The organism is Isosphaeraceae bacterium EP7, from assembly GCA_038400315.1.
GTDB lineage: Bacteria > Planctomycetota > Planctomycetia > Isosphaerales > Isosphaeraceae > EP7.
The window spans coordinates 2,621,827-2,646,489 of record CP151667.1; the positions used below are offsets into that span (position 1 = coordinate 2,621,827).

General features: G+C 67.1%; 21 protein-coding genes and 2 pseudogenes. 16 read left to right on the top strand and 7 right to left on the bottom strand.

What is annotated here, in order from left to right:
- Positions 1 to 61: 61 nt before the first annotated feature.
- From EP7_RS09910 to EP7_RS09925, 4 genes are all read left to right on the top strand, one after another.
- Positions 62 to 202 (top strand): hypothetical protein, encoded by a 141-nt coding sequence (locus tag EP7_RS09910; RefSeq protein WP_463527700.1) that lies wholly within the window; start codon positions 62 to 64, stop codon positions 200 to 202.
- Between the two features lie 55 nt (positions 203 to 257).
- Positions 258 to 539 (top strand): YdeI/OmpD-associated family protein, encoded by a 282-nt coding sequence (locus tag EP7_RS09915; RefSeq protein WP_463527702.1) that lies wholly within the window; start codon positions 258 to 260, stop codon positions 537 to 539.
- A gap of 487 nt (positions 540 to 1,026) precedes the next feature.
- Positions 1,027 to 2,415 (top strand): DUF1501 domain-containing protein, encoded by a 1,389-nt coding sequence (locus EP7_RS09920; protein ID WP_463527703.1) that lies wholly within the window; start codon positions 1,027 to 1,029, stop codon positions 2,413 to 2,415.
- A 139-nt stretch (positions 2,416 to 2,554) separates the two neighbouring features.
- The gene (locus EP7_RS09925; protein WP_463527704.1) at positions 2,555 to 3,985 is read left to right on the top strand and encodes a sulfatase; all 1,431 of its coding nucleotides are present in this window, start codon (positions 2,555 to 2,557) and stop codon (positions 3,983 to 3,985) included.
- 192 nt (positions 3,986 to 4,177) lie between these two features.
- On the opposite strand, the pseudogene EP7_RS09930 reads toward EP7_RS09925, so the two are convergent.
- Positions 4,178 to 5,216 (bottom strand): annotated as a pseudogene (locus tag EP7_RS09930) (IS701 family transposase); the annotation flags it as partial.
- A 266-nt stretch (positions 5,217 to 5,482) separates the two neighbouring features.
- Between EP7_RS09930 and EP7_RS09935 the strand changes: the two are divergent.
- The 4 genes from EP7_RS09935 to EP7_RS09950 all read left to right on the top strand — a co-directional run bounded on the left by EP7_RS09935 (position 5,483) and on the right by EP7_RS09950 (position 9,194).
- On the top strand, positions 5,483 to 7,750 hold the full coding sequence (locus tag EP7_RS09935; RefSeq protein ID WP_463527705.1) for a DEAD/DEAH box helicase: 2,268 nt from the start codon (positions 5,483 to 5,485) through the stop codon (positions 7,748 to 7,750).
- Positions 7,751 to 7,882: 132 nt separating this feature from the next.
- Positions 7,883 to 8,227 carry a DUF6444 domain-containing protein gene (locus EP7_RS09940; protein ID WP_463527706.1) on the top strand — a complete coding sequence of 115 codons (345 nt, stop codon included), beginning with the start codon at positions 7,883 to 7,885 and terminating at the stop codon, positions 8,225 to 8,227.
- Entirely contained in the window at positions 8,115 to 8,879 is a 765-nt protein-coding gene (locus tag EP7_RS09945) for an IS66 family transposase (protein ID WP_463527707.1), read from the top strand. Before EP7_RS09940 ends, EP7_RS09945 begins: the two co-directional genes overlap by 113 nt.
- A 15-nt stretch (positions 8,880 to 8,894) precedes the next feature.
- Complete coding sequence (locus tag EP7_RS09950) at positions 8,895 to 9,194, top strand: hypothetical protein (protein ID WP_463527708.1); 300 nt, start codon at positions 8,895 to 8,897, stop codon at positions 9,192 to 9,194.
- Positions 9,195 to 9,199: 5 nt separating this feature from the next.
- Here EP7_RS09950 and EP7_RS09955 read toward each other — a convergent pair whose 3' ends face one another.
- Both EP7_RS09955 and EP7_RS09960 read right to left on the bottom strand, forming a co-directional pair.
- Entirely contained in the window at positions 9,200 to 9,871 is a 672-nt protein-coding gene (locus EP7_RS09955) for an IS630 family transposase (protein ID WP_463528381.1), read from the bottom strand.
- A gap of 74 nt (positions 9,872 to 9,945) precedes the next feature.
- A pseudogene (locus EP7_RS09960) lies at positions 9,946 to 10,353 on the bottom strand (helix-turn-helix domain-containing protein); the annotation flags it as partial.
- 105 nt (positions 10,354 to 10,458) lie between these two features.
- Here EP7_RS09960 and EP7_RS09965 point away from each other — a divergent pair.
- Together EP7_RS09965 and EP7_RS09970 are read left to right on the top strand one after the other, a co-directional pair.
- Positions 10,459 to 10,974: a helix-turn-helix domain-containing protein gene (locus tag EP7_RS09965; RefSeq protein ID WP_463527709.1), complete on the top strand. Its 516-nt coding sequence runs from the start codon at positions 10,459 to 10,461 to the stop codon at positions 10,972 to 10,974.
- A gap of 8 nt (positions 10,975 to 10,982) precedes the next feature.
- Positions 10,983 to 11,525, top strand: coding sequence for a transposase (locus EP7_RS09970; protein ID WP_463528399.1), 543 nt, complete (start codon positions 10,983 to 10,985; stop codon positions 11,523 to 11,525).
- Here the strand turns inward: EP7_RS09970 and EP7_RS09975 are convergent.
- The 4 genes from EP7_RS09975 to EP7_RS09990 all read right to left on the bottom strand — a co-directional run bounded on the left by EP7_RS09975 (position 11,522) and on the right by EP7_RS09990 (position 17,704).
- Positions 11,522 to 12,651 (bottom strand): IS3 family transposase gene (locus tag EP7_RS09975; protein WP_463527710.1). Its coding sequence is split into 2 segments (ribosomal slippage): positions 11,522 to 12,384 and positions 12,384 to 12,651, totalling 1,131 coding nucleotides; the frame shifts between segments, so codons are not numbered across the junction. The genes EP7_RS09970 and EP7_RS09975 overlap by 4 nt on opposite strands.
- Positions 12,652 to 12,681: 30 nt before the next feature.
- A complete protein-coding gene (locus tag EP7_RS09980; protein WP_463527711.1) occupies positions 12,682 to 12,927 on the bottom strand; it encodes a transposase in 246 nt (81 codons plus the stop codon).
- Positions 12,928 to 13,230: 303 nt separating this feature from the next.
- Positions 13,231 to 14,643 carry a DUF1501 domain-containing protein gene (locus EP7_RS09985; RefSeq protein ID WP_463527712.1) on the bottom strand — a complete coding sequence of 471 codons (1,413 nt, stop codon included), beginning with the start codon at positions 14,641 to 14,643 and terminating at the stop codon, positions 13,231 to 13,233.
- Between the two features lie 34 nt (positions 14,644 to 14,677).
- The gene (locus tag EP7_RS09990) at positions 14,678 to 17,704 is read right to left on the bottom strand and encodes a DUF1553 domain-containing protein (RefSeq protein ID WP_463527713.1); all 3,027 of its coding nucleotides are present in this window, start codon (positions 17,702 to 17,704) and stop codon (positions 14,678 to 14,680) included.
- Between the two features lie 232 nt (positions 17,705 to 17,936).
- Between EP7_RS09990 and EP7_RS09995 the strand changes: the two genes are divergently transcribed.
- From EP7_RS09995 to EP7_RS10020, 6 genes are all read left to right on the top strand, one after another.
- Complete coding sequence (locus EP7_RS09995; protein WP_463527714.1) at positions 17,937 to 18,689, top strand: helix-turn-helix domain-containing protein; 753 nt, start codon at positions 17,937 to 17,939, stop codon at positions 18,687 to 18,689.
- Positions 18,690 to 18,757: 68 nt separating this feature from the next.
- A complete protein-coding gene (locus EP7_RS10000; protein WP_463527715.1) occupies positions 18,758 to 19,180 on the top strand; it encodes a winged helix-turn-helix domain-containing protein in 423 nt (140 codons plus the stop codon).
- The gene (locus EP7_RS10005) at positions 19,181 to 19,792 is read left to right on the top strand and encodes a transposase (RefSeq protein ID WP_463527716.1); all 612 of its coding nucleotides are present in this window, start codon (positions 19,181 to 19,183) and stop codon (positions 19,790 to 19,792) included.
- Between the two features lie 381 nt (positions 19,793 to 20,173).
- Complete coding sequence (locus tag EP7_RS10010; RefSeq protein ID WP_463527717.1) at positions 20,174 to 21,298, top strand: DUF1559 domain-containing protein; 1,125 nt, start codon at positions 20,174 to 20,176, stop codon at positions 21,296 to 21,298.
- Between the two features lie 815 nt (positions 21,299 to 22,113).
- Positions 22,114 to 22,629: a hypothetical protein gene (locus tag EP7_RS10015; protein WP_463527718.1), complete on the top strand. Its 516-nt coding sequence runs from the start codon at positions 22,114 to 22,116 to the stop codon at positions 22,627 to 22,629.
- Positions 22,630 to 22,867: 238 nt separating this feature from the next.
- Positions 22,868 to 24,619 carry a CRTAC1 family protein gene (locus tag EP7_RS10020; RefSeq protein WP_463527719.1) on the top strand — a complete coding sequence of 584 codons (1,752 nt, stop codon included), beginning with the start codon at positions 22,868 to 22,870 and terminating at the stop codon, positions 24,617 to 24,619.
- Positions 24,620 to 24,663: the final 44 nt, after the last annotated feature.

The following is a 24,663-nucleotide window of genomic DNA, read 5'->3' on the forward strand; positions in this document are numbered from 1 at the left end:
GCGCGGGGCCTGGTTCCGGATGATGCGGGACGGGGTACTCAACCGCGAAGCCATCGGGAAGATGCGTGCGGCGCATGACCGGGACGTGGCCCTCCTGCCTCCCGATGAGGTCGGTGCGATCATCTCGGCCGGCGGCTTCGACGCTCCGGTCCAGTTCCTCCAGACCGGACTCATCCGCGCCTGGTATGCGCGGCGGGTGTGAGCTTGGTGGGCAGCGGTGCTGCGTGTTGCTAGGGTGAGGCGTCTCCGAGGCAGTCATGAACCCCACCATCTTCGAGACCCCAGGCGACTTTAGGGCATGGCTTGCCGAGAATCACACCACGGCCGGCCATGTATGGGTGGGTTTCTACGGCCGGAAGCGCATGACCTGGCCCGAGGCCGTCGACGAAGCCCTCTGCTATGGCTGCCTCGACGGTGTACGCAAGGGCGTCGATGCCGAGATCTACGCGAACCGCTTCACGCCTCGCAAGACAGGCAGCGTCTGGAGCAACGTCAACATGAATCGAGTCCAGGCCCTGATCGCCCTCGGGCGGATGTAGCCGACCGGACTCGTCGCGTTTGAAGCCCGGAAAGAGAGCCGATCTGGCATCTACTCACACGAGCAGCAGGACGTGGACCTGCCCGAACCGTATCAGGGCCTCCTTAGACAGAACACCGCGGAGTGGGAGTTCTACCAGCGGCAGCCGGCGTCATATCAGAAAGCCGTCAGTTGGTGAATCGCGAATGCCAAGCAGGAGAAAACCCGCCTATCACGGATGAGAAAACTGATCGAACATTCGACTCGGGCGGAGAGATTGCCGCAGTTTACCCGGAAAAAGTCATCGGATTGATGCAGCCTCACGCCATCCGAGAGAACCACAATTCTCCCGCCCGACGAGCAAGGAGCATGATCCACCGGAAGCCGCCGGATCGGGTCTCGACGGGCGTCTGCCCGCCTAGAAGCCTGGCGACGAATGAGTTAGGCTGAGGGTGATCGGTGCCGATCGAATCGCCGTCTCCGGTTCGCCCTTACAGGAATGATTCATGATGCATGCAACCGGAGCGGGGTCTCGCCGAGAATTCCTGAGGGCGGGGCTGGCGGGGATGGGGTCGCTGTCGCTCCCTGGACTGCTCCAGTTGAGGGCGCAGGCCGCGCCGACACGGGAGCGGAAGGCCGTGATCCTCGTCTGGCTCAGGGGCGGGTGCAGCCACCTGGACACCTACGACCCGAAGCCGGATGCCCCGTCGGATTTTCGGGGCCCCTTCGCGACCCTGGACACCAGAACGAGTGGCCTGCTCCTGTCCGAATTGCTCCCACTCCAGGCCGCGATCTCAGACAAGTTCAGCGTGCTGCGATCCATGGCGCACACGGGCGGAGGGCACCCGGCCGGGTCGCTCCAGCTGCTCTCGGGCGATCCCGACCCGCAGGACAAGGCCGGGCCGGCCTTCCCCGACGTGCTTGCGGTGGCGAACTATCTCGGGAAGCGTACAGACCGGACGCTGCCCAATTACGTGGGGGTCAACCCGATCCACGGCTACGACGGGTTCCGCATCGCCGGCCCGGCGTTCTTGGGATCGACATATGAACCATTTGCCGTGACGGGCGACCCGTCGGCCCCGGACTTCCGCGTTAACTTCGGCGAAGTCGCGCCGGATGCCCGCCTCCGGGACCGGGATCGCCTCCGCCGAACGTTCGACGACCTCCGGCGGTCGCTGGATCGTTCCGAAATCGAGAAGTCCATGGACGTTTTCCAGTCCCGCGCCCTGGATCTCATGACTAGCCCACAGGCCGCCAGGGCGTTCGATGTGTCCCGCGAAGATCCGAGGCTGCGGGACCGTTACGGCCGCCATGCCTGGGGGCAGCAGTGCCTCATGGCGCGTCGGCTCGTCGAGGCGGGTGTTGACCTCGTCACCACGACCTTCGACGGCCCGCTCTGCGGCCGGGTCGCCAACTGGGACGACCACGCCGTCAACCACCACGTCTTCGACGCTCTCAAGTTCCGTGCCCCCTATTTCGACCAGGCGGTCTCGGCCCTGATCCAGGATGTCCACGACCGGGGGCTCCAGGAGCGGGTCCTGGTCATCGTCACGGGCGAATTCGGCCGAACGCCCCGAATCTCCTACGTGGCGAGCAGTGGGGGCGGCGTGGCGAGCGCACCGGCGGGGACGACCCAGCCGGGGCGGGACCACTGGAACCGGGCCAACTCGATGATCTGGTCGGGCGGCGGGATCGAAGGAGGCCAGGTCATCGGCTCGACGGATAGCCGGGGCGAGGATGTGGTCGATCGCCGCGTCGGGCCGCACGATTTCCTGGCGACTGTCTACCACCATCTCGGAATCGATTACGAACGGGTCACGATCCCCGACCGACTGGGCAGGCCGATCCCGATCGTCACCAACGGTCAGGCGATTTCGGAGTTAGTCGCCAAGTCCTAGTTATCCACCCGAGCCGACGCGGACATGGCTCACCGCGAACGGAAGGCCCTCAAGCCGAGGGGTGCCGCCCGCGCGGGTAATTCTCGTGACGGCCATCCCGTCGCACCACCAACCTATCGCCGCCCTGGAAGGTCCGAGGATGACAATTCGCTCTGCGTTCGTGTGCATCACCTGGATGTTGTCTGCTGCGATTTGCCAGGCGGCGGACACCCCGTCCAGGCCGAACATCGTGCTCATCTTCGCCGACGACCTCGGCTGGCGTGACGTCGCCTTGAGCAATGACGGCTTCATCGAGACGCCGAACCTCGATCGCCTCCGTGCGCAGGGCATGAGCTTCACTGCAGCCTACGCCGGGGCAGCCAATTGCGCGCCCAGCCGCGCGTGCCTGCTGTCCGGCCTTTACACGCCCCGCCACGGCGTCTATGCGGTCGGCGACACCGATCGCGGCCCGAAGGAGAAATTCCGGCTCACGCCCATCCCGAACAGCCCAGGATTGCGCCCAGGGATCGTCACCATGGCCGAGGCGCTCAAGGGTCTGGGCTACGCAACCGGCCATTTCGGCAAATGGCATCTCGGTTCCGAGGGCCGGGGCACCGGGCCGAAGCAGCAAGGCTTCGACACGAGCCCGGCCGAGCTCGTCCCGGCCCAGGACGGAGGCGGCGAAGATGAAGAGCCGGCTCCTGAGAAGGGCAAGCGGAGCCCACCGGAAGATCCGAAACGAGCCTCAACTGTCACCAAAGCCGCCTGCGAGTTCATCGAGTCCAGCAAGGATCGCCCCTTCTTCGCCTACCTCGCGCATCATGCCATCCACACCCCGCTCCAAGCGAAGCCGGCTACGCTCGCGCGATTCCGAGCGAAGGCCGAGGCCACCAAGGTGCCGCACGTGGCCGCTCTCTATGCCGCGTGCATCTACGAACTGGACGAGAGTGTAGGGGTGCTACTCGAGAAACTCGACGAGCTCGGGCTGGAGCGGAACACCCTCGTCATCTTCACCAGCGACAACGGCGGTACGCCCGCGTCGATCAATGAGCCGCTCCGCGGGGCCAAGGGGGCCTATTACGAAGCGGGGATCCGCGAGCCGTTCTTCGCCCGCTGGCCGGGCAAGATTCGACCGGGCTCTCGGTGCGACGTCCCGATCATCAACCAGGACCTCTATCCCACGTTCGTGGCGGCAGCAGGTGGCCAGGTCGTCCCCGACCTCGACGGGGCAAACATACTCCCCTTATTTGAGGGCAAGCAATCGCGCGACCGCGCGGCGATCTTCTGGCATTTCCCCGGCTACCTGGACCGGCCCGTCCCGCGCGGACGCGACCCCCTCTTCCGAACCCGCCCGGTGAGCGTCATCCGCAAGGGAGACTGGAAGCTGTTCCTCTATCACGAGGAATGGCTGCTCGACGGCGGTCGCGGGGCGCTCGCTACCAACCACGCCGTCGAGCTGTATAACATCCGCGAGGATCTGGGCGAGCGCGAGGACCTCGCTCAGAAAGACCCATCGCGGCGGGATGAACTACTCGACGAGTTGCTCGTATGGATCGGCAGAACGAACGCCCCACTGGCGAAGCGTAAGTGACGTGGAGGCCCGGCATCGCCGGCGAGACGTCGGGCGTCTGCGCCCGCTTCCACACCTGGTAGAAGATTGCTTAATACTACTCCGTTAACATCAACGGAATTAACGATGAGCGATCCCGGCAGTATGGACAGTCGTGGCGGCAGATCGGCGCCAGCAGCCGCTGCAGCGCACGGCGGATCGCCGGCACCGTGATCACCGGCCGTCTCGCCCCCTTTTTCCCGGACGGGCCGGGTCACGATCCTCCCGCTCGCGCTCCGACGCCAGGAACCCGAAGGCCAGCATCACCAGGCACGCGTGGTGGTGGAAACCCCGCCACGACCGACCCTCGTGGTGGGCCAGCCCGAGCTCTTCCTTCATCGGCCGGTCGCCCTGCTCCACCGCCCAGCGGCTCTTCCAAAGACGCACCGCGCGGATCCGGCTGGTGCCCGCCGGCAGGTTCGAGAGGGCGTAGCCGATCGCCCCGTCGGCCTGCTCCTCGATCATCAGCCAGATCGGGCCTGCTCCGGCGCAGGCGCCGGTGGCCCAGCCGCCTCCCGGCCAGACCTGCAGCCAGGCGAAGCGGCCCGACAGCTTGCCCTTGGTCCCCTCGCGCCAGGTCACCCTCCGCAGCGCCGTCGAGGCGGCCAGCGCCCTGAGGCTCGTCGGCCGCGGCGAGCCGGCGTCGCTCCAGCGGAGAGCCGCCGGTGGAGGGCCTCGGCGCGTCCCATTGCGGCTCCTCGGCGAAGACGACCATCTCGCCGGTGACGCCTACGACGTCGTGCAGGCCACGCCCGGCCAGCCGGTCGCGGAATGGGCCCGAGACGCTGTAGCAGCTGTCGGCCACGACGACCGACCCCGGCAGGCCCTCGGCGCGGGCCTGGTCGAGCAACTCCAGGGCGATCTGCCCCTTCGTCAGCGGCCGGCGGGCCTCCGCGGGCACCCCGGCCCGGTCCAGCCGGGCGGGGTCTTCCAGCCAGACCTCGGGCATGTCGAGCCGCATCGCCAGCGGGTAGTGCCCCTTCGGCAAGACGTAGTGGACCCAGGGGGCGACCTGGCAATTGGCCTTCCTGCCCGAGGCGCCGCAGTACTGCCGCTGGACGCCGGCGGAGAGCCTGCCCTGCTTGGGGAAGCCGGTGTCGTCGACGACGAAGATCCCCGCGGGCGAGGCGAAGGTCTCCGCCATGATCGAGCGATAGCGCCTCCAGACGGCCTGCTCGTCCCAGGTGCTCTGGCCGACGAACGGCTGCAGCGAGTAGTGTTAGATGCTCTTAGAATTCCAAATGGTCCGTGCGCCGCGAACATGCTTTCTCGCGAGCCTCCGCGAATCTCGTTGAGGGTCAAACGGGTTTCGGGAAATCGCCTCGGTGGTCACACTGGAGTGGGCCTCGCATGGGAGGCCGACCCGGAGCTGAGTGTCTGATCCGGATCTCCTTGTCATTTCGAAGGGCAGGCTTCGGCCTGCCTTTCCGAGAGAATCTCGATCGAGACCTTGTCCACCTGCCCGGGAGAATGCGGCCGATGTCGTTGGAGATTCCGACGCGCGACGAGTTATACGTGCGGTATGTGGACCAGTTGCCCTTCGAGCCCTACCCGGTCCAGGACCTCGCGCTGGCGGCCTGGTTTGAGTCCGAGCAAGGAGTCCTCGTCTGCGCGCCGACGGGCACGGGCAAGACTCTGATCGCCGAGGCGGCCCTCTTCGAGGCGCTCCATACGGGGAAGGTCGCCTACTACACGACCCCCCTGATCGCGCTGACCGAGCAGAAATTCCAGGAGATGCAGGACCGCGCGGTTGAGTGGGGCTTCCGCCGCGAGGATGTGGGGCTGGTCACCGGCAGCCGCAAGGTCAACCCCGAGGCCCCGGTGCTCATCGTCGTGGCCGAGATCCTCATGAACCGGCTGCTCAGCCGGTCCGACTTCTCCGACGTGACGGCCTGCGTCATGGACGAGTTCCACAACTTCGCCGAGACGGAGCGCGGGATCGTCTGGGAGTTGTCGCTCGGCATGTTGCCCAAGCACGTCCGCCTGCTCCTGCTCTCGGCGACGGTCGGGAACTCGGCCGAGTTCGTCGGCTGGCTGGCGAGGCAGCACGACCGCAAGATCACGCTGGTCGAGGGCAAGGAACGCCGGGTGCCGCTGACCTACGAATGGGTGCCCGACAAGCTCCTCAACGAACAGATCGTCGTGATCGCGGCCGGCGACGAGGAAGGCCCTCGGACTCCCGCCTTGGTCTTCTGCTTCGACCGCGAGGAGTGCTGGAGCGTCGCCGAGAGCGTGATGGGCAAGGACCTCAACCTGTCCGACGAGAAGAAGGAGGACCTCCACGACCGGGTCAACGCGCTCGACTTCAGCCAGGGGGCCGGCCCCAAGCTCAAGCGATTGCTCCACCGGGGGGTAGGCGTCCATCACGCGGGGATCCTGCCGAAATATCGGCTGGCCGTTGAGGACCTCTTCCAGCGCAAACTCCTCCCCGTCGTCGTCTGCACCGAGACCCTGGCGGCCGGCCTCAACCTCCCGGCTCGCTCGGTGGTGCTCTCGTCGCTGGTGAAGGGCCCCTTCGGCGCGAAGAAGCTGATCGACCCCAGCATCGCGCACCAGATCTTCGGCCGGGCCGGCCGGCCGCAGTTCGACGACCGGGGCTTCGTCTACGCCCTGGCCCACCCCGACGACGTCGACATCCTGAGGTGGAAGGTTAAGTACGACGCCATCCCCGACGACACCCGCGACCCGGGCCTGATGAAGGCGAAGAAGGCCCTCAAGAAGAAGAAGCCGAAGCGCCGCGAGACCGAGCAATTCTGGGTCGAGGGCCACTTCAACCAGCTCCAGGCCGCCCCGCCCGGCAAGCTCTACAGCAAGGGGCCTCTCCCCTGGCGGCTGCTGGCCTATCTGCTCGAGTTCTCGCCGGAAGTTGAAGGCATCCGCGCCGCGGTCCGTAAGCGGATGATGGACGACCCGCGGATCGCCGCGGGCGAGAAGGCGCTCGACCGGATGCTGCTGGCGCTGCAGGCCGGCGGATTCGTGACCCTGAGCCCCGATCTACCGCCGCCGCCGGAAGCCGGTCAGCATCCGACGCCTTACACCCCGATCCTGGCCCAGCCGACTCCCGCGCTGGGGAAGCTGCTGGCGTTCCGGAGCATCCATCCCCTCTACGGCGCCTTCCTGACCGAGATCCTGGCCGGGGCCGATGCCGACGAGCGCGTGCAAGCCATGGAGAGCGCCCTGGATGTGCCCGGCCCGGTCCGGAAGCGTCTCCGAGTCCCGCCCAGGCTGCTAGAGTCGGGCACCCTCGCCACCTCGAAACTCAACAACGAGCTGATCCAGCGCGGGCTCATGGCCGCGCAGGTCGAGGAAGAGGAGGAGGACGACGAAGACGATTGGGAGAAGAGGCCGCCGACCCTGGCGGAGAAGCTCCGGACCTACTTCGACCAATGCTACCCTGACATTACCGACGTCCGCTCGCACCCACTCTGGTGCGTCGGCGAGCTGATCGAGTTCGGCGGCAACTTCAACAAGTTCGTGACGACCCTCGACCTGACCAAGCAGGAGGGGATCATCTTCCGCCACACCCAGAGGATGATCATGCTCTGCGGCGAGTTCGAACGGGCCCTCGAGGTCGACGCCAACCCCTCCACCCTCGCCTGGCGGACCGAGCTGCACGAACTGGCCGCGAAGCTGACCGAGAGCTGCCGGGTCGTCGACCCGACCAGCACCGATCAACTGATCGCTAAGATCGGCGAGCCCGACGTGATCGATGCCGAGGCGGCGAAGCTCGCGGTCTGGGCGACCTGAAAGCGGACGGGTCCCATCGCCTCACGCCCTCAGGTCACGCCGCCGCAGTTCGCAAAAACAATTTTCTCTTGATGTAAGTGTTCACGGTGGTGAGGGCTGGCGCGACATCGACGGCCCGGATACAACGATGGCATGAATCCCGAGCCGCCCATCCCTCAAGAGCTCTGGAACCAGGTCCCGCCCGCCGCACGGGCGGCCATCCTGGCCGCCCTCCGATCCCTCGAGGCTCGGGTCGCCGCCCTGGAGGCACGCCTCGGCCAGGACTCCTCCAACTCGTCCAGGCCCCCGTCCTCCGACGGGCCTCACGTCAAGCGACGCCCGCCGGCACCCGCCTCCAGGAGGAAGCGGGGCGGCCACCGTGGTCATGCCCGTCACACCCGGGCCCTGGTCGGGGCCGATCAGCTGGCCGGCTCGGTCGAGTGCAAGCCGAGTGCCTGCCGGGGCTGCGGCCAGGATCTCGGTGGGGCCGACCCCTAGCCCTTCCGCCATCAGTTGTCTCAGATCCCCGAGGTCCGCCCTGACGTCACCGAATACCGCATTCATCGGTTGGGCTGCCCGCGGTGCGGGGCCATCACCCGGGGGCGTTGTCCGACAGTGTGCCGCGAGGGTCTTCGGGCCTCGGCTCCAGGCCACCATCGCCCTGCTGGGCGGGGCCTACCGGCTGAGCAAGCGGCGGATCGTGGCCATGCTCAAGGATCTGCTCGGCCTTTCGATCTCCCCGGGCATGGTCTGCAAGGCCGAGCGGGCCTGCTCCGAGGCCCTGGCCACGCCGGTCGGGGCGGTCTACATCCACGTCAAGGACTCACCCGCGGCCGGCGTCGACGAGACCGGCTGGAAGCTGGGCGGCAAGCGGGCCTGGCTCTGGATGGCGGTGACCGCCGGGGCGACGGCCTTCCGGGTCACTGCGACCCGGGGAGCCAAGGAGTTGTTCGCCCTGGTGGGCGAGCCGATCGGGCCGGTGATCACATGCGACCGCTACTCGACCTATGCGAAGGCCCCCGATCGACAGACCTGCTGGGTCCACACCATCCGAACGCAATCGACAAATCGGCCGGGGGCCTGGCTCCTCCTCGGGTCCGCGTCCCTGCCCATCGCCCGCCCCCGGGGGCTCCTGCGGGCCGGGGCCTGAGGGATTCCCGTCGACTTGGCCCAGCGGGATGACGTGCCGGATCTCCAGCGAGTCCTCCCCGACTATGATCCGCTCGATCAGCAGTTGCAAGATCCGCTGACGCTCCGCGAAGGTCGCCACGTCGAGCCGGGATCGCACCCGACGGCAGAATTCCTCCAGGTCCGACCAGACCTTCTTCGCCGCCTGACGCTCGACCTGCAACCGCTGTTCCTGGTCGCGTTGGGTGACCAGGACCTGGCGTCGGCCTCGGATCTGATCGCGGCGGGTCTTCAACTCCTCCAGGTCGATCACCTCGGCCTGGTAGGCGTCGACTAAGTGGCTCATCCGGCAAGTGTCCTGACACCCGGTACGGCGGCGATTCCCGGCGTTCGGCGTGGTTGATGGCGACGACGACGGCCCCAGACGAAGGGGTGACGATGCGCGTTCCAGTACGCTGTCGCTCGTTCGACCGCCTGGCAGATCTCCTCCCAAGTCTCGAACCGGCGGCCCTTCAACGCCAGGCTTCTCAGCACCTTCCACCACGGCTCGATCAGGTTCAGGTACGCCGCGGAGACTGGCTGGAAGACGAACTCCCAGCGGGGATGGGCCAGGCTGAACAGCAGCACGTCGGTGGCGCGGTGGGCGCTCAGGTTGTCGAGGATGGCGTAGACCCGTTCGGCGTCCGCCGGGACCCACGCCTCGACCTGGCCGAGGAACTCGACCCAGTTGCGGGTCGAGCGGCTGTCGTAGGGGCGGGTGAAGGCTTCGCCAGTGGCGGGTCGGAAGGCGCCGAAGACGTAACCCTTGCCGCGGCGGCCGTAGTCGGCCTCCTGCCGAGCGCGGCCGGCGGGCTGGCGGCTGCCCTCGGCCGTCGTCTCGGGCTTGGTTCGCAGGGGGTTCTGTCCCGGGAAGCTTTTGGCGCTCTCCGGCCCCATTTCGTCGAGGCAGACGACCGCCGAATCCGCCGGAGGCTCGCGGTAGAGTCGCTCGATGGCCCCCTTTTTTCGGCGAATTCGGGGTCCACCCGCTCGCCGAACCACGTCTCCTGCTTGCGCCAGCGGAGGCCCTCCTCCGCGAGGATCTCGTCGATCCGACTCCGCTTGATGGCGATGTCCTTCTGCTCGTTGAGGTAGGCCTCCAGGCGGTCGAGCGTCCAGCAGCCGAAGGGCAGGCCCAGGTCCTGGGGGGCGGTCAGCGCGACGGCCAGGACCTCGGCCCGCTGGTCGACGGTATAGGTCGGCGGTCGGCCGGCGCGGGGCCGCTCCTGGAGGCCGGCCATGCCCAGCTCGCTGAAGCGACGGATCCAAGCATAGACGGTCGGCCGCGAGCAGCCGAGGGCCGCAGCGATGGTGGGGGCCGATCGGCCGTAGGCGGCCTCCTGGACGATGCGGGCTCGCTCGACCAGGCGGACCGGGGCGGTGCGCGAGTGGAGCAACTCGGCGATGGCCTGCTGCTCCTCGGACGTCATCGGGCGGAGAAGGACGCGGGCGGCCATGGCGAGGTCTCCTGGGAGATACCTCCATCCACCTGCAAATCACCTGCCGGATGAACCACTAAGTAGGTCACCAGTAGTGATTGGACGACTCCCCGGAGTTGACCTATGGTTGCGATAGCCCTACAGAGGACTCGCGACCATGGCCCTGATCACACTCCAGCCGGCCGAGCGCGAGCACCTGCGCGGCCTGGCCCGTCACTCCGACGACCGCCGCGTCATCCACCGCGCCCTGGCCCTGCTGGACCTCGATTCCGGCCAGCCGCCGCTCGGCTCGGCGTCAGCCGATCGACCGTCTACAACTGGGCCGGCCGGTTCGCCAAGGAGCGAGATCCAAGCCCGTCGCTGGGCGATCGCCCGCGCGCCGGCAGGCCGCCGGCCGCCAGGCGGGCCGCCGAAGAGTTGGCCGAGGCCGCCCTGGGGACGGATCCCCGCGCGGCCGGCTATCGCCACACCAACTGGACCGTGCCCCTGCTGCTGGCCCACCTGAACCGGGCCTCAGGCCAGCAGGCCAGCGGCACCACCATGCGGCGGGCCTTGCACGGGCTGGGCTATCGCTGGAAGCGGCCCCGCTTCGTCCTCTCGCGCCGATCGCCCACCTGGCGGCAGGCCAAAGGGGGCTGAGGCGCGGGCTGCCCGGACGCACGCGCACCGTCGTCCTCTTCTCCGACGCGACCATCCTCACCGAGACTCCGCCGCTGCGGGCCGCCTGGGCCAGGGCTGGCCAGCAGGCCGAGGTGCCGATCACCGGCAACCGCGACCGCCGCGTCCTCTTCGGCGCCATCGCCGTGGGCCGCGGCACGCTCCGCCTGGACCGCGCCGGGCAATGGAACCAGGACAGTTTCCAGAGCCATCTGCGGCACTTCCGCCCGACCTGGCGCGGCTGGCGGATCGTGCTGTTCCTGGACCGGGGCTCGCCGCACACGGCCAGGCGGTCGCGGGCCCTGGCCAAGCAGTTCTCCATCGAGCTACGGTTCCTGCCGACGGCGTGCCCGGAGCTCAACCCGATGGAGGGCCTGTGGCGCGAGATCAAGGGGCAGATCCTGGCCAACGAGCCGACGCCCGAGCTGGACGTCTCGCTGGAGCGTGCCGTCGATCACCTGATGACCATGACCGGCAAACAACGACGCCAAACCGCGCGCATCCTCTCCGAGAACTTCTGGCTAGCCTCTTAGGCGGGTGACCTGTATCCGAGCGATGAATGGCGCCGGATCCTGTTGAAGAAGACCTCGATGGACTCGAAGATGCTTGCGCGGGCTTCCTCCCTCGTGGCGAAGGTCTCGCCCCAGATCAGCTCCTTCTTCAGGCTCGCGAAGAACGACTCCATCGGCGCGCTATCCCAGCAGTTCCCCCGCCGGCTCATGCTGCAGGTGATCCCCTGGCCGGCCAGCAGGCCCTGATAGTGCTCGCCGGCGTACTGGCTGCCACGGTCCGAGTGGGCCACCAGCGCCTCGCTGGGTCGGCGGCCGGCCAGGGCCATCTCCAGGGCTTCGACCACCAGATGGCTGTCGATCCGCGGGCCCATCGACCAGCCCGCGACCCGCCGCGAGTGGGGGGCCTCCACGGCCGCCAGGTACTGCCAGCCCTCGCCGGTCGCCACATAGGTGATGTCGGCCGTCCAGGCTTGATTCGGGGCCTCGGGTCGGAACTGACGATCCAAGACGTTCTCGGCCACGGGGCGGCCGTGTTTCGAGTCGGTCGTGACGCGGAACTTCCGCCTGGTCTTGGCCACGACCCCTTCCCGGCGCACCAGCCTGGCCACGGTATTCACGCAGCAGGAATTCCCGCGAGCCACCAACTCGGCGTGAACCCGCGCGCTGCCGTAGCGGGCCTTCGTCTCGACGTGGATGGCCTTGATGGCGACGACCAGGGCGTCGTGCCCGGCCGCCCGGCTGCTCTGCGGCCTCCCCCGCCAGTCGTAGTCGCCGCCGGGGGAGATGCGCAGGACCCGGCACATCAGCCGGACCGGCCATCGTCCCCGGTGGCGTTCGACGAAGTCGTACCTCATGACGACTCCCTGGCGAAGAAGGCCGTCGCTTTTTTCAACACGTCGCGCTCCATGGTCAACCGCTTGACCTCGGCGCGGAGGCGACGCAATTCCTCCTCCAGGGCGGGCGGGTTGCCCTTGCCGGGGAAGGCCTGGTCGCCGCCCCTGGTCAGGGCCTGCTTCCAGGCCCGGAGCATGCTCTCGCCGAGGTCGAGGTCGCGGGCGACCTCGGCCAGGCTCTTGCCCCCCTCGGTGACGAGCTTGACGGCCTGGGCCTTGAACTCGGGTGTGAAGGTTCGTCGTATCTTCGCCATCGGTGGACTCCTGGGTTCGAGCTTACGCTCCTAACCCGGCGCTCGTCTTTCGTAGGGAAGTCCAGCGACCAGCTGCTTGAGCTTCTGGTTCTCCTCCTCGAACAGGCGGAGCCGCCGCACCTCGGGGGTCCCCAGCTCGCCGTACTTGGCCTTCCAGCGGAAGAAGGTGGCCTGGCTGACGCCCAGCTTGCGGCAGGTCTCCTCGACCCCCAACCCGGACTCGGCCTGGCGCAGGGCGAAGGTGATCTGCTCGACGGTGAACTTCGACTGCTTCATGGGCCTGAGCTCCTAAGACTCGAGGCCTCATCGTATCCGGATTCTCGAGTGCGATGGTCCAGGAAATCGCGGGCACGTCAGGGGCATGTCAATTCTTCAGGTGGGCCAGACACGCTTCCACCTTTCTCATCAGCGTCCGCAGATCAACGGTCGAGGCCGCATGCCGCGACGCCAAGCTCGTACCCCTCCTCAGGACAGCTCGTGCTCTTTTCACCGAGCGCGTCCCGATGCTGATCGCCGAAGTCCGGCCGGCAGATCCCGGGGTGGCGCCCCATCGGTCCAGGATGCCGGTCTCACGGGGTTTCACGCGAGGATCTTCGTCAGCACATAGCCGGCCACGTCGGTCAGGCGGTAGGGGCGGCCGTTGTGGAGGAACGTAAGCCGTTTGTGGTCGATGCCCAGCAGGTGCAGCATGGTCGCATGTAGGTCGTGCACGGTCGCCGGGTCAACGGCGGCGCGGTAGCCGATCTCATCCGTCTCGCCGTGGCTCGCGCCCCCCTTGACGCCGGCGCCGGCCATCCAGGCGAGGAAGCCTTGCGGGTTGTGGTCGCGTCCGTCCTTTCCCTGCGAGACGGGCATGCGGCCGAATTCGCCTCCCCAGATGACGAGAGTCGATTCCATCAGCCCGCGTTGCTTCAGGTCGGTGAGCAGTCCGTCGATCGGCATATCGGTCGCCAGGCAATGACCCGTGTGATTGCTCGCGAGGTCGGCGTGGGCGTCCCACTCGCCATCGCTGTAGACCTGGACGAACCTCACTCCGCGCTCGATCAAACGTCGCGCCAGGAGGCACTTCGAGCCATACGATTTGGTCTCCTTTCGATCGAGTCCATAGAGTCTCCGAGTCGCCGTTGATTCCTCCGCGAAGTCGATCAGGCGGAGCCCTTCCGACTGCATCCGGTAGGCCAGCTCGAACGACTGGATCCGTCCCAGCAGGTCGGACTCACCGGGGTGGGCCTCGAGGTGCTCGGCGTTGATCCGCGCGAGCAGGTCGAGCTGCCGGCGCTGGTCCTCGCGCGTCACGTCCTCCGGTCGCTTGAGGTTCAGGATGGGGTTCCCCTCGGGGCGGAAGAGCGTGCCCTGGTAGGACGAGGGGAGGAAGCCGGCGTGCCAGTTGAGCGGGCCGCCCTTGATCCCCTGATTGTTCCCGAGCACGACGTAGCCGGGTAGGTCCTGGTTCTCGCTCCCCAGGCCGTACGTAACCCAGGCCCCGGCCGCCGGGAAACCGGGGCGTGCGATCCCCGTGTTGATCTGATAAAGGGCGGGGACGTGGTCGTTCGACTCGCTGTGGAGCGACTTGATAAAGGCGAAGTCGTCCACGTGTTTCGCGACGTTCGGGTACTTCTCGCAGACCCAGGCACCGCTCTGGCCGTGCTGCTTGAACTGGAAGGGAGACTTCATCAGCGGGCCGGGGTCGCCGTTGAACACGTCGATCGCGATCTTCTTGCCATGGCCTCTGGTGAGCTCGGGTTTGGGGTCGAAGAGATCGACGGCGCTGGGAGCCCCTTCCATGAAGAGCCAGATGACTGACCGCGCCTTCGCGGGAAAATGCCCGGGTCTCGGTGAGAGCGGGTTGGCGGCGTCTGGTTCGGAGGCGAGGAGGCCCTCGCCGGCCAGCAGGTGGGCCAGCGCGATGCTGCCGAACCCGGCGCCGGCTCGCTGGAGAAAGTGTCGCCGGTTGGTAATCGGCTCGATACGGCCGCAATGTGCGTCTTGCATGTTCGCCGATGCTCCTCGCCCCGGGGCCGCCCATTCAATCGATGTACAGGAATTCGTTAAGGCTGAAGAGTGCCTGACAGAGATCGGCCAGTGCCTGCCTCCGGATCTCGCCCGCCGAAGCCTCGGTAGAGCGTTTCTGCCGCTCCGCCCGCTGCGATTCCACGAATGCGCGGCAGGCTTCATGCTCCGACTTGCTCGGCGAACGAGCCAGGGCGAGTTGAAAGCCCCGTTCGACCCACCGATCGGGATCGCTCCCGGCGTCCTTCAATAGGCGGTCAGCGAATTCCGTCGAGACCTTCCGCACGAACTGGTCGTTCAGCAAGGCCAGCGCCTGGGGCGCGACGGTCGTCGTGTCGCGTCGGCCGCAGCTCTGCTGAGCGTCGGGCTTGTCGAACGCCTGCAGGAGCGGATACGGGACGACCCGCTTGTGAAACAGGTAGACCGATCGGCGACGAACCGCCGGGCCGTCCTCGATCTTTCCGGGATACGGGTCCTGGACGTTCCTCGCGAGCATCGCCTCGGCGGCGATCGGGGGCTTTTCTGCGGGACCGTATAGGGCGAGATTCAGGGTCCCGCTCACGGACAGCATGGAATCGCGGAGGGCCTCGCCTTCGAGGCGCCGGAGCGGCATCTTCCAGAGCAGCCGGTTGCCCGGATCGACCGGGGGCGCCGCCCCGGCCGATCCGTCCAGCTGATAGACGGCGCTTAGCAGGATCAGGCGTTGCAGTCGCTTGATCCGCCAACCGTGCGCGACGAGGTCATTGGCCAGCCATTCGAGCAGCTCGGGATGGGTCGGCGGGTCCGAACGGACGCCGAAGTCGCCGACGGTGCGCACGAGCCCCTGACCGAAATGATGCTGCCAGACCCGGTTGACGATGACGCGGGCCAGCAACGCCCCGCCGCCGTGCTCGACGTCGGTGATCCAATCCGCGAGGGCCCGGCGTTGGTTCGTGCCCCCCTTCGCGGGGCCGGCCTCGCGGGCCGCCTTCCAGTACGCCTCCGGTGTCTTGCCGTTCGTCAGGACGGAGATGAACCCGAGCTGCACGGCCTGGCTGCGATCGTGGAAGTCGCCGCGATGGAACAGCCACGTCGGCTGCGGTTCGGGGCCGAGGTCGCGATAGCCGAGCACCTTGTCCGGGCCGACCCGCACCTCGCCCCGCCTGCCACCGTGGAACGCGCTCATCATCCGATAATAATCGCGCGCGGGGATCGCGTCGTATTTGTGGTCGTGGCAGCGAGCACAGCCGAGCGTCAGCCCCAGGAGCCCCGTCCCGGTCGTGGCCAGCATATCGTCCAGCTCGTTATATCGCTCGCGCGTGCGCTCCTCCTCCATCAGCTTCTCCGGGAGCTCGGCGAACGGACCGGCGACCAGGAACCCCGTCGCGGCCACCGCCTCCGCGTCCTGCGGCTCGTACTCGTCCCCGGCGAGCTGCCAGCGAACGAACCGGTCGTACGGGAGATCGTCATTGAAGGCGCGGACGACGAAATCGCGATAGCGATACGCCAGGGGCCGGTCGCGATCGCTCTCCTGGCCGTCGCTGTCGGCGTACCGTGCCACGTCCAGCCAGTGCCGTCCCCAGCGCTCGCCATAGTGGGGGCTCGCGAGGAGCCGGTCGACGAGCGCGGCCAGGGCGCCGTCTGGATCGCGCCCGGCGGCGGAAATGAAGTCGCGGACCTCGTCCGGAGTCGGGGGCAGCCCGACGAGGTCGAACGTCGCGCGGCGGATCAGTTGCCGTGGATCGGCCTGCGGCAGGGGCCGGATACCCGCGGACTCGAGCCTGGCGAGGACGAACCGGTCGATCGGCGTCCGGCACCACCTCGCATCGGAGACCACGGGCACGGGAGTCGGAGCGAGCGGCCGGAACGCCCAGTGATCCTTCGCCCGCTCGGCCCGAGGGTCGAGCACGTCGGCCCCATCCGGCCAATGGGCCCCCTGGTCGATCCATGCGCGCAAAAGGCCCACTTCCGCGGGGCTCAGCCGGGGACCGTCGGGCGGCATGACCTCATCGGGCTCGATCGCCGCGACCATGTGGATCAGCCGGCTCTTTGCGCCGTCGCCGGGGAGCAGCACCGGCCCATTGTCTCCCCCTTCGAGCACACGCCGACGGATGCCAAGATTGACTCCCCCTTCCTCGTTCCCCTTGGCGTGGCACTCGAAGCAGTGTCTGCGCAACAGCGGCTGAACGTCCTTGACGAAGTCCACCCGCCGCTGGGCGGCGGGGGGAAGCAGGGCCGCGTAGTCGGCAGCCGTCGCGACGCCCGCGGCGAAGTTCTGAGCGACCTCTCCGCCCGTCAATGCGCGGCCATAGACCGCGGCGAGGTGCAGCTCGCCCAGCCAGGGGCGATCGTCGGTCAGCTCGTTGAGCAGCGACAGGCGATATTCGTCGCTCCAGTTCTCGACCTTGCCGCCGACCGTCCGAGCGACGGCCGCGGTCCCATTGATGTAGATCCACGCCCCGCCGTCGCGATCGCGGGTGTAGACGACATGAGTGAGCTCGGTCCGCAACGACCCGTCCGGGCTGGAGATCGATGGGAGTCCGTTTCCGTCCGTGGAGGTCGAGCGCAGCCGCACGTCGTAGCGTGGCCCATCCTGCGCCATCGTGAAGTCACGCTGACCCGTGTCGGCGGAGAGCGTCACGATGCGGGCGGGCCCGGCCTGGCTCGTATCCTGGGGCTTGACCCAGGCTTCGATCGACAGCCCGCCCGATTGCTTGACGGCGGCCACGATCTTCCGGGCCGGCCGGGCTGACGAGATTCGGGTCGATGAGGTCACCAGCATGCGGCCGCCGCGGAACGCGATGCCCCGGGGCTCCTCGATCTTCAAGTCGAGCGGCTCCCCAAATCCGGAGAGGTCGCGAATGAGGTTGTCGGTCGGTCGCTCGAACGTAAACAGGGCCAAGAGGCCCTGCGCGACGCGCCGGGCCGGGCCAGCCGGTGGGGACCCGACCGGTGCGTCGCCAGCGCGACTGGCATCGCCGCCACCGATCGTCAGCAGCGCGATCGCCGCCATCCGCCGCCAGCACATCATTCCGCGGGAGGGCCGACTGGGTGGGTAGCTCAAGGGTTCGGCCCTCCCCGGGCCGTGACGGGGTAACCTTGATCTCTCTCTGCCGATTCTTGCAAAGTGGCTTGCTGTCATCAAGAACGGCATGGGGCCAGAGGCAGGTCGCGAATATGTTGTCGAGTTCGGCCAGCTCGCCATCGACGGCCGTTACCGGCTTGCCGAGGCTCTTAGTGGTTCATCCGGCAAGTGTCCCGACAGAGAATGGGGTTAACTCCGCAGGAGATTCCTCATGACTGCCAAGGCTCAGTTGCGTGATTTGACCGACGAGGAACTCGGGGAAATCCACCGGCTCGCGCGATCCCGCACCGACGAGGCCCGCCTGGCCCAGCGGGCTCAGGTCATCGAGGGTCTGGCCGCCGGAGAACACCCCGGCCGAATCGCGGAGCAGGTTGGCCTCAGTCGCAATCAGAACTACCTCTGGCTGCATCGCTTCAACGACCGAGGGCTCGAGGGCCTCGGCGATCTGCCCCGCACGGGGCGGCCACCGACCCACACCTCCGATCAGATTGCCGAGGTCGTGGCGGCGGCACTCTCCGACCCGCAGGGGCTGGGCCTGCCCTTCGGCTGCTGGACGCTCGACCGCTTGGAAGTCTACCTCGACGAGCGGAAGGGCATCCCGATCAACCGGAGTCGGATCGATGAACTCCTCGCGGCCGAGGGGCTGCGATGGCGCAAGCAGGAGACCTGGTTCGGCGAGCGGGTGGACCCCGAGTTCGCGGGAAAAAGGGGGCCATCGACCGACTCTACTGCGAGCCTCCGGCGGATTCGGCGGTCGCCAGCCTCGACGAGATGGGCCCCGAGAGCGCCAAAAGCTTCCCGGGACGGAACCTCCTGCAAACCAAGCCCGCGACGACAACCCGAGGGCAGCCGCCATCCTGCCGGACGCGCCCGGCAGGAGGCCGACTACGGACGTCGCGGCAAGGGATACATTTTCGGCGCCTTCCGCCCCGCCACCGGCGAAGCCTTCACCCGCTCCTACTGATTCACCGCTCTTATTGACTCCAGCCTAGCCAACTGAACCGATAGGCTTTGCCATTCGTATCAGTAATCATGAGACCCATCGGCACCGCAGAAGAGCTCCAACGTCGCCGCATCCGGGCCGTCGAGCTCGTCGCCCAGGGCGAATCGCCCGACGACGTCGCCCACTTCCTCGGGTGCGGCCGATCCTCCGTCTACACCTGGGTGAAACTCGCCAAGGAGTCGATCGAGACGATCGCCGCCAAGCCCCACGCCGGGCCCAAGCCCCGCCTCGGCTCCGCCCAGTTGGAGCAACTCGAAGACGAGCTGAAGAAGGGGGCCGTGCACCACGGCTGGCGCACCGAGCTGTGGACCGCCGCACGTGTTGCTGACCTGATCGAGCGACTGTTCAGGATCACGTTCCACCCCGAGCACGTCCGCAAGATCCTCAAGCGGCGCCTCCGCTGGACCAGCCGGAAGCCCGAGGAGCGAGACGAGGAGGCGATCCGCCACTGAATGGGTCAGGAACTGCCCAACATCGTCCGCAAGGCCCGGCGACGAGGCGAGCAGCTGGTCTTCCTCGACGAATCGGGCTTCATGCAGGCCCCCACGGTGCGACGCACCTTCGCCCCGAGAGGCCAGACGCCGATCCTCCGACGCTGGGATCGCCACGATCGGATCTCGGCGATCAGTTGCATCACGGTCGGCCCGGCGAGGCGACGACTCGGCCTGTACTGCCAACTCTCGCCGGATGACACCAACGTGACGGGCGAGCGGATGGTGGAGTTCTTGCGAGAGCTTCGCCGTCAGCTGCCGGTGCCGATGCGGATCGTGTGGGACCGCGGCAACGTGCACGACAGGAGCAAGGCGGTGCGGGCATTCCTGGCGGAGCACCCGTCGGTGAAGACGGAGCGTTTCCCGTCGTACACGCCCGAGGCGAACCCCGACGAGGGGGTGTGGAAGGATACCAAGCACGGACGGCTGGCGAACTTCACGCCCGAGGACACGGCGGAGTTGCGTTCGGCGGTGAGCGGGGAGTTGACGAGGTTGCAGCGGAGTCCGAAGCTGCTGGCGTCGTTCATCCGGCACGCAGAAGTCCCGATCCGCCTACCCAAATCGTTCCGTTAGCTACGCTGGAGTCAATAGTAGCGACCGCGGGGGCAGGTCAGACCGGGGTCGTCCACTACCCGCTCGTGATCCCTCTGCGAACAAGTGATGCAGGTGGTCTTGTGCCCCCGTACAGGCTCGGCCGGGCTCCCGGCCATTAGCATGAGGATATTCTCATGCATTATCACCGCGGGTCATCGCCGTTGCTCTCAACATAACCGAACCGCGGCCCGACTCACTTGGACGACACCATCCCCGAAATCCGTGACGAGCAAGGTATTTTCAGTGGCGAAAAATAACCTTCTTGTGTGCCGTCACCTCCGCCACTATCCTTTTGCAGGGTCGGTAGTCTCGCTCATATCCACCAGTCTAGTCTTTATAAACAAGGGAGGAGCATGCCCGATGTGTGTTCATGCGCGCTCTCGCAAGGCTTTCACGCTGATCGAGCTGCTAGTCGTCATCTCCATCATCGCGATCCTGATCGGCCTGCTACTCCCCGCCGTCCAGTCGGCCCGAGAGGCGGCCCGCCGCGCCCAGTGCGTCAACAACCTGAAGCAGATGGGCCTGGCGGTGCATAATTATATGGATTCGAATCAGGTCTTCCCAGCCTATTCAATGAACAACTATCGGGACTGGGCATGGAATGTGTCGTGGGCCGATGCGATCTTGCCGCACCTGGAGCAATCGCCGCTGTACAACGCCATCAACTTCAACGTCCCGATTCAGGACCTGGGAGGGTTCACGCCCGGGTCGCCCTGGCCCCAGAACACGACAATCGGCCTGACCGTGATCCGGTCCCTGCTCTGCCCCTCCGAGAGCCTCAACCACGCGGTCAGCTACACAGGCGCCAACGCTCAGACCAATTACGCCGGGAACTACGGCGGCCCGGCGCAGTTCGCCTCGTGCAGCGGCCTTATCATCCCATCCAAGGGGTCCTTCGGAGTCCCGGCCACCGCGGGCATCTGCTCCCTCTCGTCGGTCACCGACGGCTCCACGAACACGGCTATGTTCAGCGAGCACCTGATCTCCGGCTCGTACTTCACGGGCCTCGGCGCGGGGCCGTCGCCCGACTCCTACGCCGGCCGGAGGAACGCGAAGCGGGCCCTGTTCCAGCTCAACGATGTGACGTTGACATTCGACAACGGCAACACGGCCAACCTCCAGCAGTTCGTCGGTGCCTGCAAGGGCATTCCGGTCGGGACGCCCCCCTCGGACGATACGGGATTCGGGGCCTCGTGGCACATCTCGCAAGGTTATGACACGTCCTCGATCGCCTACACCCACGTGATGACGCCCAACGGCTTCTCCTGCACCGGGAAGCAGGGGGGGCTGTTCGACTTTTCCGCCGACGGCGCGCAGGGAGGATTCGCCGCCGCCATCACGGCGGCCAGCAACCACCCCGGCGGGGTCAACGTCGGCATGGGCGACGGCTCGGTCCGCTTCGTCAAGGACACGGTCAATCAACAGGTCTGGTGGTCGCTCGGGTCCCGCAACCTGGGCGAGATCATCAGCGCCGATGCTTATTGACTAATGACCGCACCACCCGACCGCGCTGAGACGCGGGCCTCGTCCTTCCTCGTGCGACGGCCCGCATCGCATCCGGATGCGATGCGGGCCGTCCTATCCTCGGAGCATATCTTGAATCGCCACCTCTTCCCGAGAATCGGTGCGATCGCCCTGGCCTGCCTCCTGCCCGGATGCGATTCGGACGAGCCGCCCCCATCCGACACGAACACCGCCGTCTCGGGCCCGACCCGGAGGCTTATGGCCACGAAGAGGTTCCAGGACCCGTCATTCAAGAAGATGATGGAAAAAGGCGCGCCGAAGAACTGGTCGCCGGAGATGATCAATAAGACACCCGGGGGCGCCCGCAAACGGTGACCCGCCCGGAGGCCCAACTGGCCTCCCTGGGGCGGATCGGGCGATTGTGGAGTGTGTTAGGCGTTTCGACCGCGACGTACTCCCGCTCCGCGGATTCCGGCAAGACAATCCTGCTCCGTCCGAGCCAGCGAGGGAAGTCCTCGGATCGTGCTTCGTCGGATGCCAGAATCGCGAGAGATCGAGCCATGCAGACATCCGCCCCCGTTCCTGGCCCTTCCGACTCGCGGGCCGTGTTAGAGTCGGCCTCGGCCTCCTCCTCAGATCTAGGGGAACCTCCTCACGGGCGCGGCCTACTCTTATCGGCCCTCGGGATTGGCCTGGGTGTCGGCATCATCTCCTGGCTCATCGGTGAGGTGGCCGAGAACACATTTTCGCCCCGAACCATCGCGGGTCGCCTCGCGAACGGGATCCCGACGCGGATCACCACCGACTCCGCGAGGACCGTCGCGACCATCCGGAACGTGACTCTGTCCTCGGGCCTCTTCGGCGCACTGCTCGGCTCGGCCCTGGCCCTGGCCGGCGCGATCGCTCGCCGAGACCGCGGGGCGGCGAGGCGAGCCGCCCTGAGCGGGCTGGCGGCGGGAACGCTCGCCGGGGCGGGGGCGGCTCTGCCGCTCGTGACTCTCTACTTCCGCTCGTTCGAGCGCTACGCGCCGGACAGTCTGATCGAACCGCTGTTGATGCACGCGGGCATCTGGGGGGCGATCGGCGCCGCCGGAGGGCTGGCGTTCGGGTTGGGCACGGGGGGCCGAGGCCAGGTGCTCAGGGGCCTTGTCGGTGGCCTCGTGGGGGCAGTGCTCGGCGCGGCGATCTACGAGATGGTCGGCGCCATCGTCTTCCCGATGTCGCGGACCTTCCAGCCCTCTGCCTCCGAAATGCTGCCTCGGCTGATGGCGAGGCTGCTGGTCGCCACCCTCGCCGCAGCCGGCGCGGCCCTGGCTGTCGCCGACCAGGGGCGGACGAAGCATGCGTCCTGACCTCGGGATCGCCCCCGCGATGACCTTTCTTCTTCGGGCCGCGACGCAGACTCCGAAGGTCCCTTCCATGCGGTGGTTATGCCGCGCAAGTGGCGGCGGGATCGCGTACCTCGGCTTGCTCTTGGCCGGTTGCGAGGCGACCCTGCCCGGCGAGCCTAGCGAGGCGTCGTCCCCGGCAACGCGGCCAGAAGTTCCCCGGCATGTCGGGGTAGGGCGTCCGTTTGGCTTGAGCGAGAGAATGGCTTACATCGGCTTCGCCGATTCGTTTGCGACTACACCGAAGATGCTCAGCCCGTTCCGGTTCCTCAACATTCTCGAGGGGAGCGGGATCGACTTCGTCCATACCTCCGGGACGACCGCCGAGAGGTATTTCCCGACCGCCTTCGGCTCGGGTGTGGCGATGCTCGACTACGACGGCGATTGCCGGCTCGACCTCTATTTCGCCACAAATACATTCCTGCCGCTGGGGACGGCCAAGACGGGGCCAAACAAGCTCTACAGGAACCTGGGTGGCGGCAAGTTCGAAGACGTGACGGCGAAGGCGGGCCTGGACTTCACCGGGTTCTGCCATGGGATCATCGTCGGCGACCTGGACAATGACGGCGACCCTGACCTCTTCCTGTGCAACGTGGGGCCGAATGCCCTTTACCTGAACAATGGCGACGGGACCTTCCGTGACGCCAGCCATCCCGCCGGGATCGAAACCCCGAACTGGTCGATGGGCGGGGCGATGCTCGACTACGACAACGACGGCGACCTGGACATCTACGTCGCCAACTATGGGACCTATGCGTTCCTCCAGACACCCAGGCCTTGCGGCTCCGATGAGGTCCCGATCTATTGCGCTCCCGGCGGAGTCCCGTGGGCCAAGAATTGCCTCTATCGCAACAACGGAGATGCGACCTTCACCGACGTGACCGACCGTGCGGGACTCGGTCGCACCGACGGTCACAGCTTTGGCGCCGTCGCGGCGGACCTCAATTGCGACGGCCGGGTCGACCTCTATGCCGTCAACGACCTCAGGCCGAATTTCCTTTTCCTGAACAAGGGGGACGGCACGTTCGAGGACGTGACCGAGACGTCGGGCGCCGCGTACGATGCCCAGGGGGGGCCACAGGCCAGCATGGGAGTCGACGCCGAGGACTGCGATGGCGACGGCCGACCTGAGCTAATCGCGACCAACTACCAGTACGAGTACACCGCCTATTATCAGAATTTCTCCGTGTCGCCCGCGACCCCGCCGGTTCGCGGAGTAGCTCCGCCGGTCATGTTCAACGACGCCTCGGCGGCGATCGGACTGGTCGCCGACAGCAAGCCTTACGTCGGGTGGGGCTGCGCCCTGGCAGACTTCGACAACGACGGCTGGCCCGACGTCTTCGTCACCAACGGCCACGTCGACAGCAACCGCGCGCTGCTCGCGCCGATGCTCACCTACCTCGAGCCGCCGATGCTGCACCGGAACGTCCCCGCCGGGACCGCCCCCGGCGCCGGGCGAAGGTTCGAACGCGCCACGCTCGGCGTGGGGCCGTACTTCGACGCGCGGCACGCCGGCCGAGGCGCGGCCTTCGGCGACCTTGACGACGACGGCGATATCGACATCGTCGTCAATCACCGCGACGCCGCCCCCGCGGTCCTTCGCAACGACACCCCGGGCGATTACAGATGGATCCGCCTGAAGCTGGTTGGGACACGGAGCAATCGCGACGCGATCGGTGCCCGCGTCGAGGTCCACGCCGGCGAGAGGACCATCACACGCCAGCGCAAGAGCGGCCACAGCCTGGAATCGGCCAACGATCCTCGCCTCCTGATCGGTCTGGGCATCGTCGACGAGGTCGACCGGGTCACGATCCGCTGGCCTTCGGGGGTCGTCAGCACGTTCGAGCACCTGGTCACCAACACGACCTACGAGGTTGTTGAGCCTCGGGACGAAGAGGGCAAGGGCAAGGGGTTGGCGGTCGTCCGCCCGGGGGAGAAGTTGGGGGCGGACTGAGTCGGGTGACTTCCCCGGGGCAATCGTCGTCGGGGCGCATCCGA